The following is a 14,652-nucleotide window of genomic DNA, read 5'->3' as shown; positions in this document are numbered from 1 at the left end:
ATAACGGCTTCACGATTTATCTCTGATTCTTGTCCGCGGGTTGTTAAATTCACACCCATCAGTTCAATTTGCCAGCGCCTTTATGCCATAATCTAGCCTCGTTGCATTGCCCAAAAAGAGTCTGCTATGAAAGTGCTTCACTGTTCCGCGCTGTTATTGACCACATTAATGCTGCAAGCCTGTGCGACACACAACGCATCACTGCCACCAGCCGTACCGATGGCGAGTTTGGATAAACCCAGCTCAATCAAAGCACAGCCCTTTATTATGCGTGGAGAAGTCGTGGTAGGTCATGAGGCGCAAACCTTTACACCTTGTGGTAGCAATCAACAATATTGGCTAGCACTGACGCCACAGCAGACTCAGCAAGCCTTGAGTTTGGCTCGCTCGCCTTATCAGCCTTTGTATGGCGAACTCATTGGTACTTTATCAGCGCCAAGCCGCACAGGCTTCGATGCCGATTCCAGCGCACGTTTCAACGTGATCAGCATCAATATGCTCAGTGCTGAAAATCCTAAACGCTGCAATCAACCACTCAAACCGACACGCGCTTTTGGCAACGAACCGTCATGGTCCATCCACTTTGAAGGGAAAAACCTTAACTTTCAAACCATCAGCGGTGAAACTCAAACATTCGCTATCACAAAAAGTCAGCTATCTGAAACCAAGCGCGAGTACCAAATGAATCAAGGTTCGCTGCTCCTCACACAAAAAATGTGCAGTGACGGGATGAGTGACTCTCTGTACGGCTGGAGTTCCACCTTGAAAGTCGGTGAGAAAAGCTATCAGGGGTGTGCCACCTTAGGTAATAGTGATGCGACGCTTCCATGGGTTGGGGCTTATCATGCTACTTCGACCCAAAATAGGGATTTCACGATTCGTTTGCAACTGAATGCGGATCATACTGCTAGCACTCATTATGACTACAACGATGGTCAGCCATCGACCGTTGAAAAGGGGTTTTGGCAACCATTAAACCTAAATCAGATCCAAGTTGTCATGACGCGCCACCAGCAACAATATCTGCTTTCCGAACGTATATTTACTCGCAATGGCCACCAACTGAAAGCAGAAAAAGAGAAGGTGGGCGATGTACTCTACCCTATCGCCAATGGCGGTTTAACGTTATTTTCTGAAAATATCGAGACACCATAAGTGACCAGACCGTGCCCTTGCCCAGTTTGCCATTTTAGCTATCAATGCCTCTGTTCACTGCAACCAACACTGGATAGCCAACTGCGCATTGCACTACTGATGCATGAAAATGAACCGCATCGAGCGACCAATACTGGCAAGCTGCTGCTGCGTAGCTTGCCCAATTCCTCTGTGTACATCTGGGACCGAGTCTCTACGGCGAAATCATTACAAAAGAGAATTCTGGATGAGAAGTTAAACGCGGTGGTTATTTTTCCTTCGACGCGCAGTCAATCGATCAGCGAATACCAATCTCTCTCAACGTCTGACACTCAGGAAATCGTGTTTATTATCCTGGATGGGACATGGCAAGAAGCCAAGAAGATGCTCAATAAGAGCCCTTGGTTATCCGATTTACCGCAGCTACACCTCACCCCAAATCAAATCTCTCAGTATGGATTAAGGCGAAATCAAGATGCTGGTCATTTATGCACGTTAGAAGTGGGCGTTGAGCTGCTCAACTCTCTCGGAGAACCAAATAATGCGAGAGAGTTACGCGCGTTTTTTACTTACTATCTCAAGGCTTTTCAAGCGGATAAAAGCGGTCACGCCCTAAAGCTGCAGTAATGAATCCAGTTGATGGATTTCAATATCAGGCAAAACTTTGGCCTTACGACTGGCGAGCAAGGTTTGGCCTTGATCGTTATACCAACAGGCTTGAAAACCATTACATTTTGCGCCTTGCACATCGGTTATCAGATGATCACCAACGTGTAAAATCGAGGCTGCAGGTAGCTGTAATGCAGCCTGCGCTTTGTCAAAAAGATCCGGATACGGCTTGGCCAAGCCATCGGGACCCGCTTTAAAAATTTGTTGAAAATAATGCCCCAAGCCAATTTTGTGCGGGTCAACATTGCCGTTGGTAATCGCCACTAACGGCATGCGCTTTGCCAGTTCGGTCATCACGCGGTGCGTCTTCTCTGGCACCGTGATTAAGTGACGTAACCGCAACACTTCTTCAATGGCATTCTGCGCAGCCTGTAAAGCAAGTTGCGGCGAATAGCCTAATTGAATTAAGCCTTGTTCTATCTGCTTAAATCGCCACTGAGTGACATCATGACCGAGCAGTGGCTCTTGCAGCGCCAGTTGCTGTTTAAGTTGCTGCCACCAACTTATCGGACGCGTCGCGGAAAGCGGATGATGAGTGTGCAGCCACACGACCATTTGCTGCTCAACATGACGGATCACTGGATGGTTGTCATACAACGTGTCGTCCAAATCAAAGCTCATCGCTTTAATGGGGCCGATATTGCGATAAAAGTGCATGCGTTACTCGCTCTGTTTCTTTTTACGTGCTCTTGGGTGCGCTTGGTCATAGGCCTGCGCAAGATGTTGAAAGTCCAAATGAGTATAGATTTGCGTCGTCGAAATGTTCTCATGACCCAGCAACTCTTGGACAGCACGTAAATTATTGCTCGATTCAAGCATGTGAGTCGCAAAAGAGTGGCGCAGTTTATGTGGGCTAATATGGCTAGCCACCGCCTGCTTTTGCCCCCACTCGGCCATGCGTTTTTGTACGTTGCGATGCGAAATACGAACACCCAGCTTTGAAACAAACAAGCTTTGCTCATCAGCGTTTGCAAACTGCGTTCGTATTTTCAACCAATGCGCCACCCATTCTTTGGCTTGGCCTGCAAAAGGCACCTTACGTTCTTTATCCCCTTTACCCACCACTCGAATCTCGCCGCGGCTAAAGCTCAGGTCTTTTACGTTAATGCTGACGAGCTCCGCTAAACGCAACCCAGCACCATACATCAGTTCCATCATGGCGCGATCGCGCACTGACAGCGGATCATCATCCTTGACTTCGAGCAGTTGTGCGACTTCATCCACATCTAAGTTTTTCGGTAACGGGCGTTTTTTACGCGGTGCTGCAACGCCTTTGGCCGGGTTAGCCGTCAGTTCACCACGCAAGATCAAGAAATCAAAAAAACTGCGCAATGAAGAGAGACGCGTCGCTAAACTGCTGGCTTTCATCCCTTCACGCATCCCTTTGCTCGCCAGCTGTCGCACCCAAGCGGCATCGACTTGTTGCCATTGATTCAGCCCCATCTGCACTAAATGCTGCGCCATGGTTTCCAGCTGTTGTTTGTAATTGCGTTGGGTGTGCAAGCTCAACCCTTTCTCGCTCCGCAGATATTCATAGAAGCGAGTTAAGGGCTGCTGTAAGCCGTTAGGCAGAGGTGTGGCTGATTCGGTCATGCTCAATCGGTTGCCAAGGTAGAGTCTCAATTAAATGAGAGAGAACTAACGCCAAATGACGTAAAAAGAGGGTATCCATACTCGGTTGAAAATGGCCGCCATCTTCACTTGCAAACGCTAACACGCCTTGTGATGAGCGCTTACCTAATGGTAGCACCACATACGAACCCATTTCTGGCGCAGCGGTTTGTTCACCAAATAACGCTTGGCGATCCAACTTTTTCATACGCCCTAAATAAGCATTTTTGCCATTAAAATGGTTAGTTGCAAAACGCTGCCATTGCTCTTGGGTCAATTGATAATCGGTTTCAGGCGAGGCCAGTAAACGAATATACGCTACCAAACCTAAGGTTTGCGCTTTGTTTTCTATTGCCTTACATACTTGCGGCATTGAATGACATTTTAAGATCTGCTCTTGCAGATCCATAAATTCGTGGAAAGTGCGGTCATTATTGGCCGCTAATGACATAAAGGCTGTGATCTCTTCCTCTAACTCCTCAATTCTCTGGCGCTGACGATTCAGTTGTACATGCACCAAAGAGACCGCACCTTGTTGATGGTGCGGCAAGGAGAGCCTGTCAACCAGCTCTGAACGCTGGAGGAAAAAATCTGGGTGATCTCGTAAATATTCAGCCACAACTTCGGCTGTGAGTGCATCCGCTTCAACGTGTGACAAAATGATTCCTTATCTTACTTAACCCTAACAAGAGACTTGACCATCAAACACATGAGTCGCAGGGCCTGTCATATAGAGTGGCTTACCCGGCCCTTGCCAGTGGATCTCTAACGAGCCACCAGGTAAGTGTACTGTCACCTCTTCCGCCAATAACCCTTGAAGAATACCAACGGCAACCGCGCCACACGCACCACTGCCACACGCTTGAGTTTCACCCGCGCCACGTTCATAAACACGTAGCTTCACTTCATTGCGATTCAGCACTTGCATGAAGCCTGCGTTAACACGCTCTGGAAAACGCTCATGAGATTCAAGCAGTGGACCCAAAATTTCAACCTCAGCGGTTGTCACATCCTCCACCACTGTCACCACATGCGGATTGCCCATACTCACCGCCCCGCAGAACAAGGTTTTCTCTTCAACGCGCATGATGTAGGTTTTCTCTGCCTGTTTGGCTCGAAATGGAATCTTATTAGGCTCAAATTCTGGTATGCCCATGTTGACGGTGATTTGATCATCCTCTTCAACATTTAAAACCATTTTGCCTTTTTTAGTCGTGACTCCAATGTTGTACTTATTGGTCAGCCCTTTCATCCGCACAAAGCGAGCAAAGCAACGTGCGCCGTTGCCACATTGTTCAACTTCGCTGCCATCGGCATTAAAAATACGGTAGTGAAAATCACTTTCCGGATCATACGGCGCTTCAACCACTAATAGCTGATCAAACCCCACGCCAGTATGACGATCCGCCAAGCGGCGGATCAAATCAGGGGAGAAGAAGACGTTTTGTGTAATGCAATCAACGACCATGAAGTCATTACCCAAACCGTGCATTTTAGAAAAATGGAAATGCATAATGCTTCAATTTACTCCGGCAGAATACGCTCTAATGCCCATAGGCTCGATAGTGCTTCACGCTGACGAACAAGGTGGGTTTGTGCACCATCCACCATCACTTCCGCCACGCGAGTACGTGTATTATAGTTCGAAGACATCACAAAACCGTAAGCTCCTGCTGAGCGAACCGCCAGTAGATCTCCCTCATCCAAGACCAATGAACGATCTTTACCCAAGAAGTCACCGGTTTCACAAATAGGCCCAACCAAGTCATAGGTTAGCGCTTCACCTTGGCGCGGCACAACAGGAACAATATCTTGCCAAGCTTGATAAAGCGCTGGACGCATCAAATCGTTCATCGCCGCATCAATAATGGCAAAGTTTTTGTGTTCGGTATGTTTGAGAAACTCTACTTTCGTCAACAACACGCCCGCGTTAGCCGCAATAGCACGTCCCGGTTCAAAAATCAGTTCGAGATCTTGATGGTTACTCAAACGCGCCAACAAGGCTTTGGCATAATCGGAAGGCTGCGGGGGTAACTCATCGCGATACACCACACCTAAACCACCACCAACATCCAAATGTTTAATGGTGATCCCTTCCTCTTTAAGCTGATCAATTAACGCAAGTAAGCGATCGGTTGCATCAATAAAAGGGGCAATAGCAGTCAGTTGAGAGCCAATGTGGCAATCAATACCATGAATGCTGAGATTCTCTAGGCTTTGTGCCAAGCGATAAACATCCAGTGCACGGTCAAAAGCAATACCAAACTTATTGTCACGCAAACCGGTTGAAATATAAGGGTGGGTTTGTGCATCCACATCAGGGTTGATGCGCAGTGAAATCGGTGCTTTGACACCCAGCTCGCCAGCCACTTTATTTAAACGTGCTAATTCAGGCTCGGATTCAACGTTAAAGCATTTAATCTTGAGCTCCAACGCGCGTTTCATTTCAGCTTCCGTTTTACCGACGCCAGAAAATACCACTTTCGCCGGGTCACCACCCGCCACCACAACACGCTCTAGCTCTCCTGCCGAAACAATATCAAAACCTGACCCTAAACGCGCCAACGTGTTTAATACGCCTAAGTTTGAGTTAGCCTTCACCGCATAACACACCAGATGAGGGTGTTCGCCTACCGACTTATCAAAAGCATGCCAGTGACGCTCTAAAGTAGCGCGAGAATAGACATACAAAGGCGTGCCGTATTGCTCAGCCAACTCTGTTAATGCGACATTTTCAGCCCAAAGCTGACCATCGTCCTGATAATTGAAGTAATCCAAAATTCGTTTCCTTTAAGCTAAATCAATGACTATGGCTGAGGTTGTTCACTCTGCTCAGGCTCTGCTGGCATGTATAACGGCCCGGTTTGACCACACCCTGCGAGAGCAAGGAGTGACAACATAAAAAGTGCAGCGATTGATTTTTTCATTTTGCATGTCGTGATTATTGAGTCAATGCCCCCTATAATCGCACCACAATCAGGAAAAGCAATAGGATAGACAGGATGAACGATACTGAATTTCACCAACTTGTCGATGAGCAGCTAGAAATCATTGAACAAGCGATAGACAACGCAGGTGCCGACATTGATTACGAAACCTCAGGTAATGTGATGACGTTAGAATTTGATGACCGCAGCCAAATTATTATTAACCGCCAAGAGCCAATGCATGAAATTTGGCTGGCATCAAAGTCTGGCGGTTTCCATTTCAAACTGATCGACCAAAACTGGATTTGTTCAAAAACAGGGCTGGAATTGATTGCGATGGTGAAACAAGAATGTGAAAAACACGCTGGCGAAACGATCGACTGGGTGTAAAGCAACAACGCCAAGTGACAGATGTGTGACTTGGCGCTACCGAACTAAGCGTTGACCGCTTTTGAAGGACGAGAATAGAGCGCGGAATCGTTACGATAAGGGACAATATAGCTTTCCCCTTCTTCTGGGTGGACGATTTGATAATACTGCGGCAGATTGAAGTTAATAAGTTTGGCGGAGAGTGGGTTACCGTCGCGCACTGAGGTATAAAAGCTGTTGACGTTAGTGATCATCTCATCTTTTTCGCCGCTGAACTGGTGATAGACTTCAATTTGGTTCGACTCATCCAACACATAAATGTTGAAGCCTTTATCGGTATCTTCAAAGAAAAACTGCACTAAGCCTTCACTAGCAAAACCATCGACGATTTCCGGCAGTTGATAATCTTGATCGCGATCGAGCATTAACAGCGGTGAACCTTTCAATTTGTTGGTTGAAATACTGCGGTAAAAATCTACCGAATTTTCCAACTTCTGTACCGAAACCCCTCGCCGCTCAAAAAACAGACCATACATTTGATCGCCAATGCGTAACGCTTTAAAACGGCGACGTTTCTCTTGCTCTACCGGTTTCAAACGCAAATCGATACATTCCGCCAGCAACTGGTACACCATGTTGCGCATCACGCCACGCAGACTTTTGCTGTAACAAAATACATCGACAGACTCTGGCGGTAGCGCATCTTGGTGCATTTTGCCAAGCACGGTTTTCAACGCGTCGAGCATCGCCGTTTCGCCAGTAAAATGGAGAGTCCGTACTTCATGCCACGAGTTGCGATACACTAAATCGACACTACCGACTAAGCTTTTTTGCTCAGATCCGAAACTGAAAATATCTATATTTTTCAAATCAATTTTGAGCGATTTACCGCTTAATTCCGCGGTAGGATCATTTTCAAAGTTGATGAACATCGCCAGTTGGCTGATTTCACAAGGGCTCGCTAAGGCCTGCATGGTCGGCCGCCGCTTACGCAACGAGAAGGTATTACGCAAATCGCTAACCATTTGATAGAACTTATCAATATCCAACTGTGCGTCACGTACTACTGAGTGCAAATGAGTTGATTCCGTGATCAAACCATTAAAGAAGGCCCAAGAGACCAGCTTACTGAGGTATTCATTATGCTCAAGGAAAGGTTGGCCAATCATACGATGGGCAACCAGAGGCTGTTTATACAGATACCAGCCCGCTTTATTGGTTCGCCCTTCCCGAACTTGAATAAACGAGAGATCCGGCTCGTGCAGATCTGGCGAAATTTGTGGATTCAGTAGCGTGACTTTACCCGGCAACACCTCAAATACCGCATACAACTTACGCGCGAGGATTGATATATCTTGTGGGCTAATGGCCGAGGTGATGTCATTACGACGCGCAAACTGGATCAAGTTTCGATAGCTCAGCATCAACGCATCTAACAACGCATGATGGACGACTTTAACTTGTTCAACTTTCCAATTACGGCGATTGTCTAATTCTTGAACAACAGATTCCGACCAATTCCACTGCTGAATCATGTGGCTTAATGCTTCTCGACGCCATGCCACTGAGCCTAAGCTCGGCTCACGGGATAACTTTTCATGCGTTTTGAGATAAAAACAACGACGCACCAGATCAAGACGGGCAGAATCACCAATGCGTTCAAGGTAACGCGTCACTTTTTCAAGCATCAAATAGTAAGCATCCATACTGTACAAATCAGGTTCATGAGTAAAAAACCGTCGTTTAGTATCAATGCTTAATAATTGCGTGTGTGGGTACTCCCACGAATACGCCTCAAGCAGAATCGCTTTTAACACTGACTTATAAGGCGAGTCGATGCTTTTATAAAGCTGCCAAAGGTTTGCGCCGAAATACTCTTCAGCAGGAATGCGGTTCAACTTACCAAAATCGATCCATTCACTGCAATTAATGTAATCATTGCTGCACAATTCGTGCACGTATTCGTCGTAGCACTCTTCCATTTCAGGAGGCACGATTTGCCACAGTAAACGCTTGCCTGCCAAGCGAACAGCAGAGCGATAGAACTCGTCTAATAGCAGGAGATGTTGCGATGAACCGCAGTTTTCGCCTGTCATCTGCTCAGAATGATTACTGCGAAAACGTAGCTCATCCATCAAGAAAAAGTTAGCTTCCACCCCTTGGCTCTTTGCCCAATCAGTGATCAACAAACATTTGTTGCTTAAGCTTTCCCGCTCATCACAGCTCATACTCGATGCTACACATACCCAAATATCTAAGTCACTCGAGGTGCTTTGACCAATCGACGAGGTACTGCCCATGGTATACAGAGCAAGAATAGCGGGGGTGTCTGCGGTCGGTAAGGGTTGACCTAAGGTGAGTTCTGTATCTTCAACCAGCTGACGTTGGATGTCGTTAGGCTCAAAACCATAGACACCATAAGGGACTTTTGCATCGTAGTAGCCGGGAATAATCGGGTGATTGAAGTGCAGTAATGCAGGAATGAAATGAAATACACGTTGACTTTGCAAATCCATAAGCGCCAGCGCACGCTCGGTACGTTGCTGGTTGAGATTGTCTAATCGTTGAATTAACGTCTTGGTGTAAGCCTGCAAGGTTGATTCCTTGGTTGAAACATTAACACGCGCTTTGATTATATTTTATTCTAAAGCACCAAAAAAACGTGATCAATCTAACATTTTCTTTCCATTTGGTAAAGCCCTCTCGATGCATATCACACTCAGGCAGAGCATGCCTACAATGCACTCCAACGACCTTGGCTATAGTGTCGTAGCTATTTACACTTTGTCGTAATAGCTCATTATATAAACGAGATATAAATCACACAATTTTGACCAATTTATGCTATCTCTTCATCAATCCTTCACAGCGACGATCTAGTAGTAAACCTTTCATAGCGGGAATGATAGGATTAAACCATCCATTACCTACACTCGGGATTATCATGACTCACGCAACACCCATTCGAATCGCCACACGTAAAAGCCCGCTCGCCCTTTGGCAAGCTTATTATGTTAAAGATGCGCTGCAAGCGGCTTATCCTGGCCTAGAAGTGGAATTAGTGACCATGGTAACCAAAGGTGACGTCATTTTAGATACGCCTTTAGCTAAAGTGGGTGGTAAGGGGCTTTTTGTCAAAGAGTTGGAAGTCGCTATGCTTGAAGACCGAGCCGATTTAGCAGTGCATTCAATGAAAGATGTTCCCGTCGATTTCCCTCAAGGGCTTGGACTAGTGACGATTTGTGAACGCGAAGATCCACGTGATGCTTTCGTTTCAAACACCTATCAAAGCATTGAACAACTGCCTCAAGGTGCCATCGTCGGCACCTGCAGCCTACGTCGCCAATGCCAACTCAAAGCATATCGACCAGACCTTGTGATTAAAGAATTGCGTGGCAATGTCGGTACTCGTCTTGGAAAACTCGATGCAGGTGAATACGATGCGATTATTCTCGCCGCAGCAGGTTTAAAACGTTTGAAGCTTGAAGATCGCATTCGCAGCATTATTGAACCAGAACAATCGCTTCCTGCAGTAGGGCAAGGTGCAGTCGGGATTGAATGCCGTTTAGATGACGAACGTTTAAGAGCATTGCTTGCGCCACTCAACCATTCTGACACGGCTGATCGCGTGAAATGTGAACGAGCCATGAACCTAACATTAGAAGGCGGCTGCCAAGTACCTATCGGTAGTTACGCACTGCTCGATGGCGAGCATATTTGGCTAAGAGCACTAGTCGGTGAGCCTGATGGTTCTAAGATTGTGCAAGGTGAGATTCGTGGCCACCGCTCCGATGCTGAGCAACTAGGAATCACGCTTGCCCATCAATTGCTCAATGATGGAGCGCGAGATATTCTGTCCAAACTCTACTGCGAGCACGAATAAAGTATGACGGTGTTGGTCACTCGCCCCGAAAATCAAGGGATTGAACTTTGCCAACAATTAGCGGATCTCGGTATCCGCTCCGTTCACCATCCACTGATTCAGATTAATGCAGGAGTCGATCTCCCGTATTTACTCCCAGAACTTCAGCAATGCGACATTATTATTGCGGTTAGCCAAAACGCGGTGACGTTCAGTCATCAATTTTTGCAAGATCACCGATATTTTTGGCCAAATGACGCCAGATACCTTGCCGTTGGTCAAAAAACCGCACATGTTTTCAGCAAATTAAGCCAACAAAAAGTACACTATCCGCAGATAAGTGACAGTGAACACCTGCTTGCCCTACCGCAGTTGCAATCAATATCGGGCCTTAAGGTGATGATTTTACGTGGTAATGGCGGACGTGAGCTCATCCACGACAGCTTAATCGAGCGTGGTGCTGATGTGGTGTATAAGGAAGTGTATCGACGCGATACGATCACCCTCTTTGCCGCCGAATCGATATCTCTGTGGCAGCAACAGCAAGTCACTCAGTTAGTTGTCACCAGCTCAGGTCAACTCAATTTTATGATGGATCAATTCTCTGATTCACAACGACTCTGGCTGCTAAATTTAGCTCTTTTTGTCCCAAGCGAGCGAATTCGACAAGAGGCGCTGCACATGGGATTTGGGTGCGTCACGAACGTGGGAAGCGCCTCCAATACAGAACTCGCGGCTAGTATTAGCCAATCTAGACAGGACTCTAAGCATGACAAGCAAAAATAATAACCCGCATATTGAACCTGAAAAAGCAGCCACACCTCCTCTGGTTACAGAAAAAGACGCAACGGATAACCTTGATTCACCAAAAAGTTACGTGCAGGATCCCACGTCTCAGCCTGAAGAAAAGAGTGATAAACGAGCAAAGCGCAGTATCAAACTTTCTGTTATTGCAATTAGCTTATCCATCATTTTCAGTGGTGGTATAGCCTATCAAATGCAGCAAAAAGACGCCTTTTACCAAGCCAAAATCAACGCATTGCAGACTCAATTAACACAAACCCAAAGTCAGCTCGCGGCTGAAATCAATCAAATAAAGCAAGAAACACAAGCCAAAGCGGACCAACTCACTCACAAAACTGACGTAGCCTTGAATCAACAGCAAAAAAGTATCGACAGCTTGCAACTGGCGATAGCTGATATCAAAGGCCGCCGTCCCAACGACTGGCTACTAGCAGAAGCTGACTACTTAGTGAAACTAGCAGGCCGTAAACTTTTTCTAGAACATGACATCGTCAGCGCGACCAAGCTAATGGAAAGCGCTGACCAGCGTATTGCTGAATTGAATGACCCAAGCTTAGTGCCGCTACGCAAAGCCATGGCGCGTGACATTACTCAGCTCAAAATCATCCCATTGATTGATCGTGAAGGGCTAGTGTTACGCTTAACAACCTTGCAGCAACAAGTTGACACTCTACCGCTGGCCAATGCCATGTTGCCTGAAACTCAGCAGCAATCAGCACCACAAGTTTCCGAAAATATTAACGACTGGCAAAATAATCTCGTTAGCTCATTGAAAGACTTCTCGGAGAACTTCATTACCTTCCGCACTCGAGACGGTAATGCCATTCCGCTACTGTCACCTGAGCAGCACTTCTATCTAAAAGAAAATCTCAAAGCAAAATTAGAAACCGCCATCAAAGCCGTATACGCAGAACAACAAGAGATTTATACAACGGCACTGAGCACAGCAGATAAATGGTCAGCCAGCTTCTTTAATTCCGATGATCAGAGTGTGCAGCAGTTTAATCACGCGCTATTGCAGCTCAGTAAACAAAATATACAAGTGCAATATCCAGTTAAACTTGAAACTCAGCACGAACTCGCTGATGTCATCACTGAACGCCTACGCCGTGAAGTTTCTCCAATGAGCGTTACGGAGGACAAGTAATGTTTAGAGTCATCTTTCTTTTTGTAGTATTAGGGGCCGGTTTATTTGTCGGAACCCAATATGCTGGCCAGCAAGGTTATGTTCTTATCTCTATAGCTAATAGAACAATAGAGATGAGCGTAACCACCTTAGTGATCTTTGTGATTGCACTCCTCTCTGGATTATTTAGCTTAGAATATCTTCTCAAAAAAGCATTCTACGCCAGTTCAAACACATTAAACTGGTTCAGCGTACGTAAGTTAAAGCGCTCTCGCCGTTATACCAATGAAGGTATCATTAAACTTCTAGAGGGAGACTGGAAGCAGGCAGAAAAGAAAGTCACTCGCTGGGCGAACCACCATGATATGCCGCTGCTCTGCTACCTTGTTGCATCGGAAGCTGCGCAGGGAATGGGCGACAGAGCAAAACGAGATCACTATTTAGATCTCGCCAGTCAGCAAAGTAATGCAGGCCTAGCCGTTGAATTAACTCGCGCCAAGCAGCAAGTACGAGAAGAAGAGTTTGAGCTGGCGCTAAGCACTCTATCAGCATTACAAGCCACTCATCCGAATAACACCATCGTGCTCAACTTACTCAAGATAACATACGTGCACCTAGAACAGTGGCAACCGCTGCTTGAGCTTTTACCTAAGCTCCAAAAAGCAAAACAGATCGATACGGACGAGAGCCAACAACTGAACCAAAAAGCACAATGCGGTTTACTAAAAAACGTGGCCCAGCAGCAAGGTAGTGAAGGCTTAATCAATCATTGGGACAAGCTTCCAAGGAAAACCAAAAACGACGTCATTTTAACTCAATGCTTCATCGAGCAGTTGATTCAACGAAAAGCAGATTCGGAAGCATTTACCGTCATTAAAGAAACATTAAAAAAACATCCAATGCCAGCTCTGTATTCATTATTAGCAGAGCTCAATTTACCAGATAGATACCCAGCAATTTTGTTGTTACAAGAAGCCATTAGTAAGGATAGTGGTAACGCCGAAGCACACAGCGCACTGGCTCAATTGTATATGAGAGAGCAGAAATGGGCAGAGGCGCAAAGCCATTTGGAAAAAGCGTTATCGCTCCGTGCCAATGTATCTGATTACGCTTATCTTGCCGATAGCCTTGAAAAACAAAACTATCCTAAAGCCGCCGCAGAAGTCTCACGTAAGGCACTGACCATGATAGAGCATGTTTAAATGGCAATCTAACTAAGCACCTAAAAATAACCTTATACCAATTAAAGAAAAGTACGATCTCATTAAGGCTATCTAACTATTTTTAAATATCACGATGGATAGCCTTAATAGCACCGATTTCAAAACGCTGGCGAGCCAACAAAAACCATCCTAATTCTACTATTACCCGCTTGAACACCTGGGATTTCCTGGATAATTTCTTGATCAAAATGCCATTTGACTTAAGGCCGAGCACGGCACAAAACCTCGAACTGTGAAGCCACAGCGATTTGAATATGCGTATTTATTTGGGTCGGCTTGGGTCATGCCCCTAAAAATGAATAGGTGAGGCCGTCGTTATAATGGATGGTGCTGGTAGGTATATAAGTGCAGTTTAGTCATGTCAGTGTCATCACGTTTCTTCCTACTCACCGTGCTAAATCCAATAGAGCAAGTGTGCAGTTGGCTCACGCTAACCAACAAAGTTTTGCGGATCACAACGACATTATGTCTGAGGTGTTCAATGTGTAAAATCGATTTTTGGAAAGTACAGATAGGGTGATCAAGATATGTTCGAGGGATTGAATTAAGCTATTAATTTTCCAGATTGGCATGTTGATATAAAACGAAAAAAACCGCTGTAAAAACAGCGGTTTTTTCTTTAAAAGTGGCGGAGAGATAGGGATTTGAACCCTAGGATAGCTATTAACCATCGCCGGTTTTCAAGACCGGTGCTTTAAACCACTCAGCCATCTCTCCACAAATTGTCACTAAAAATTAGTCTTACTTTGATAATGCTATATTTTTAGTTTTGCTTTCATATTTTTAATGATATGTAAGCGATATTCAAAGCCTGGCGATGTCCTACTCTCACATGGGGAGACCCCACACTACCATCGGCGCTGTTGTGTTTCACTTCTGAGTTCGGCATGGAGTCAGGTGGGTCCACAACGCTATGGTCGCCAAGCA

15 protein-coding genes, 1 tRNA gene and 1 rRNA gene are annotated in these 14,652 nt (G+C 45.9%); 8 read left to right on the top strand and 9 right to left on the bottom strand.

The genetic code is table 11. From position 1 onward, the window contains the following. Positions 1-126 precede the first annotated feature (126 nt). Together AACQ79_RS02435 and AACQ79_RS02430 are read left to right on the top strand one after the other, a co-directional pair. Positions 127-1,155 carry a COG3650 family protein gene (locus AACQ79_RS02435; protein WP_129532123.1) on the top strand — a complete coding sequence of 343 codons (1,029 nt, stop codon included), beginning with the start codon at positions 127-129 and terminating at the stop codon, positions 1,153-1,155. Then, positions 1,156-1,761, top strand: a complete 606-nt coding sequence (locus AACQ79_RS02430; protein ID WP_170899708.1) for a DTW domain-containing protein — start codon at positions 1,156-1,158, stop codon at positions 1,759-1,761. Here the strand turns inward: AACQ79_RS02430 and yigB are convergent. Genes yigB through lptM form a run of 6 tightly spaced genes read right to left on the bottom strand, consistent with a single transcriptional unit; the run spans position 1,747 to position 6,341 of the window. Continuing rightward, positions 1,747-2,460 carry a 5-amino-6-(5-phospho-D-ribitylamino)uracil phosphatase YigB gene (yigB, locus tag AACQ79_RS02425; RefSeq protein ID WP_017042048.1) on the bottom strand — a complete coding sequence of 238 codons (714 nt, stop codon included), beginning with the start codon at positions 2,458-2,460 and terminating at the stop codon, positions 1,747-1,749. The genes AACQ79_RS02430 and yigB overlap by 15 nt on opposite strands. Before the next feature lie 3 nt (positions 2,461-2,463). Beyond that, positions 2,464-3,396 (bottom strand): tyrosine recombinase XerC, encoded by a 933-nt coding sequence (gene xerC / locus AACQ79_RS02420; protein ID WP_010319873.1) that lies wholly within the window; start codon positions 3,394-3,396, stop codon positions 2,464-2,466. Continuing rightward, entirely contained in the window at positions 3,368-4,072 is a 705-nt protein-coding gene (locus tag AACQ79_RS02415) for a DUF484 family protein (RefSeq protein WP_019281077.1), read from the bottom strand. Before AACQ79_RS02415 ends, xerC begins: the two co-directional genes overlap by 29 nt. 24 nt (positions 4,073-4,096) lie before the next feature. After that, positions 4,097-4,927: a diaminopimelate epimerase gene (gene dapF / locus AACQ79_RS02410; RefSeq protein ID WP_170899706.1), complete on the bottom strand. Its 831-nt coding sequence runs from the start codon at positions 4,925-4,927 to the stop codon at positions 4,097-4,099. Between the two features lie 11 nt (positions 4,928-4,938). Next, positions 4,939-6,192: a diaminopimelate decarboxylase gene (lysA, locus tag AACQ79_RS02405; RefSeq protein WP_013855516.1), complete on the bottom strand. Its 1,254-nt coding sequence runs from the start codon at positions 6,190-6,192 to the stop codon at positions 4,939-4,941. 29 nt (positions 6,193-6,221) lie between these two features. Continuing rightward, the gene (gene lptM / locus AACQ79_RS18360) at positions 6,222-6,341 is read right to left on the bottom strand and encodes an LPS translocon maturation chaperone LptM (RefSeq protein WP_033197445.1); all 120 of its coding nucleotides are present in this window, start codon (positions 6,339-6,341) and stop codon (positions 6,222-6,224) included. A gap of 75 nt (positions 6,342-6,416) precedes the next feature. Between lptM and cyaY the strand changes: the two genes are divergently transcribed. Continuing rightward, positions 6,417-6,731, top strand: a complete 315-nt coding sequence (gene cyaY / locus AACQ79_RS02395) for an iron donor protein CyaY (RefSeq protein WP_017044535.1) — start codon at positions 6,417-6,419, stop codon at positions 6,729-6,731. Positions 6,732-6,775: 44 nt separating this feature from the next. Here cyaY and AACQ79_RS02390 read toward each other — a convergent pair whose 3' ends face one another. Then, positions 6,776-9,304, bottom strand: a complete 2,529-nt coding sequence (locus tag AACQ79_RS02390) for a class I adenylate cyclase (RefSeq protein WP_088728525.1) — start codon at positions 9,302-9,304, stop codon at positions 6,776-6,778. Positions 9,305-9,654: 350 nt separating this feature from the next. Between AACQ79_RS02390 and hemC the strand changes: the two genes are divergently transcribed. The 5 genes from hemC to AACQ79_RS02365 all read left to right on the top strand — a co-directional run bounded on the left by hemC (position 9,655) and on the right by AACQ79_RS02365 (position 14,214). Further along, entirely contained in the window at positions 9,655-10,593 is a 939-nt protein-coding gene (gene hemC, locus AACQ79_RS02385; protein WP_170899704.1) for a hydroxymethylbilane synthase, read from the top strand. Between the two features lie 3 nt (positions 10,594-10,596). Next, complete coding sequence (locus AACQ79_RS02380) at positions 10,597-11,358, top strand: uroporphyrinogen-III synthase (RefSeq protein ID WP_017048597.1); 762 nt, start codon at positions 10,597-10,599, stop codon at positions 11,356-11,358. Next, positions 11,342-12,523 (top strand): uroporphyrinogen-III C-methyltransferase, encoded by a 1,182-nt coding sequence (locus AACQ79_RS02375; RefSeq protein ID WP_047690031.1) that lies wholly within the window; start codon positions 11,342-11,344, stop codon positions 12,521-12,523. Before AACQ79_RS02380 ends, AACQ79_RS02375 begins: the two co-directional genes overlap by 17 nt. Beyond that, complete coding sequence (locus AACQ79_RS02370; RefSeq protein WP_047690033.1) at positions 12,523-13,704, top strand: heme biosynthesis protein HemY; 1,182 nt, start codon at positions 12,523-12,525, stop codon at positions 13,702-13,704. Before AACQ79_RS02375 ends, AACQ79_RS02370 begins: the two co-directional genes overlap by 1 nt. 366 nt (positions 13,705-14,070) lie before the next feature. After that, on the top strand, positions 14,071-14,214 hold the full coding sequence (locus AACQ79_RS02365; protein ID WP_157722350.1) for a hypothetical protein: 144 nt from the start codon (positions 14,071-14,073) through the stop codon (positions 14,212-14,214). Positions 14,215-14,351: 137 nt separating this feature from the next. Here the strand turns inward: AACQ79_RS02365 and AACQ79_RS02360 are convergent. Both AACQ79_RS02360 and rrf read right to left on the bottom strand, forming a co-directional pair. Further along, positions 14,352-14,442, bottom strand: a tRNA-Ser gene (locus tag AACQ79_RS02360). A gap of 92 nt (positions 14,443-14,534) precedes the next feature. Next, positions 14,535-14,650, bottom strand: a 5S ribosomal RNA gene (rrf, locus tag AACQ79_RS02355). Positions 14,651-14,652: the final 2 nt, after the last annotated feature.

Source organism: Vibrio sp. 3-2(1) (assembly GCF_963887575.1).
Taxonomy (GTDB): Bacteria; Pseudomonadota; Gammaproteobacteria; order Enterobacterales; family Vibrionaceae; genus Vibrio; species Vibrio anguillarum.
Note: the sequence above shows the minus strand (reverse complement) of the source record. Positions and strands in the feature narration are given on the sequence as shown.

Bases quoted from the DNA above. Each gene is read 5' to 3' on its own strand.
- xerC (WP_010319873.1), bottom strand. From the start codon at position 3,396: ATGACCGAATCAGCCACACCTCTGCCTAACGGCTTACAGCAGCCCTTA.
- yigB (WP_017042048.1), bottom strand. From the start codon at position 2,460: ATGCACTTTTATCGCAATATCGGCCCCATTAAAGCGATGAGCTTTGAT.
- dapF (WP_170899706.1), bottom strand. From the start codon at position 4,927: ATGCATTTCCATTTTTCTAAAATGCACGGTTTGGGTAATGACTTCATG.
- lptM (WP_033197445.1), bottom strand. From the start codon at position 6,341: ATGAAAAAATCAATCGCTGCACTTTTTATGTTGTCACTCCTTGCTCTC.
- AACQ79_RS02380 (WP_017048597.1), top strand. From the start codon at position 10,597: ATGACGGTGTTGGTCACTCGCCCCGAAAATCAAGGGATTGAACTTTGC.
- hemC (WP_170899704.1), top strand. From the start codon at position 9,655: ATGACTCACGCAACACCCATTCGAATCGCCACACGTAAAAGCCCGCTC.
- AACQ79_RS02375 (WP_047690031.1), top strand. From the start codon at position 11,342: ATGACAAGCAAAAATAATAACCCGCATATTGAACCTGAAAAAGCAGCC.
- cyaY (WP_017044535.1), top strand. From the start codon at position 6,417: ATGAACGATACTGAATTTCACCAACTTGTCGATGAGCAGCTAGAAATC.
- AACQ79_RS02370 (WP_047690033.1), top strand. From the start codon at position 12,523: ATGTTTAGAGTCATCTTTCTTTTTGTAGTATTAGGGGCCGGTTTATTT.
- AACQ79_RS02435 (WP_129532123.1), top strand. From the start codon at position 127: ATGAAAGTGCTTCACTGTTCCGCGCTGTTATTGACCACATTAATGCTG.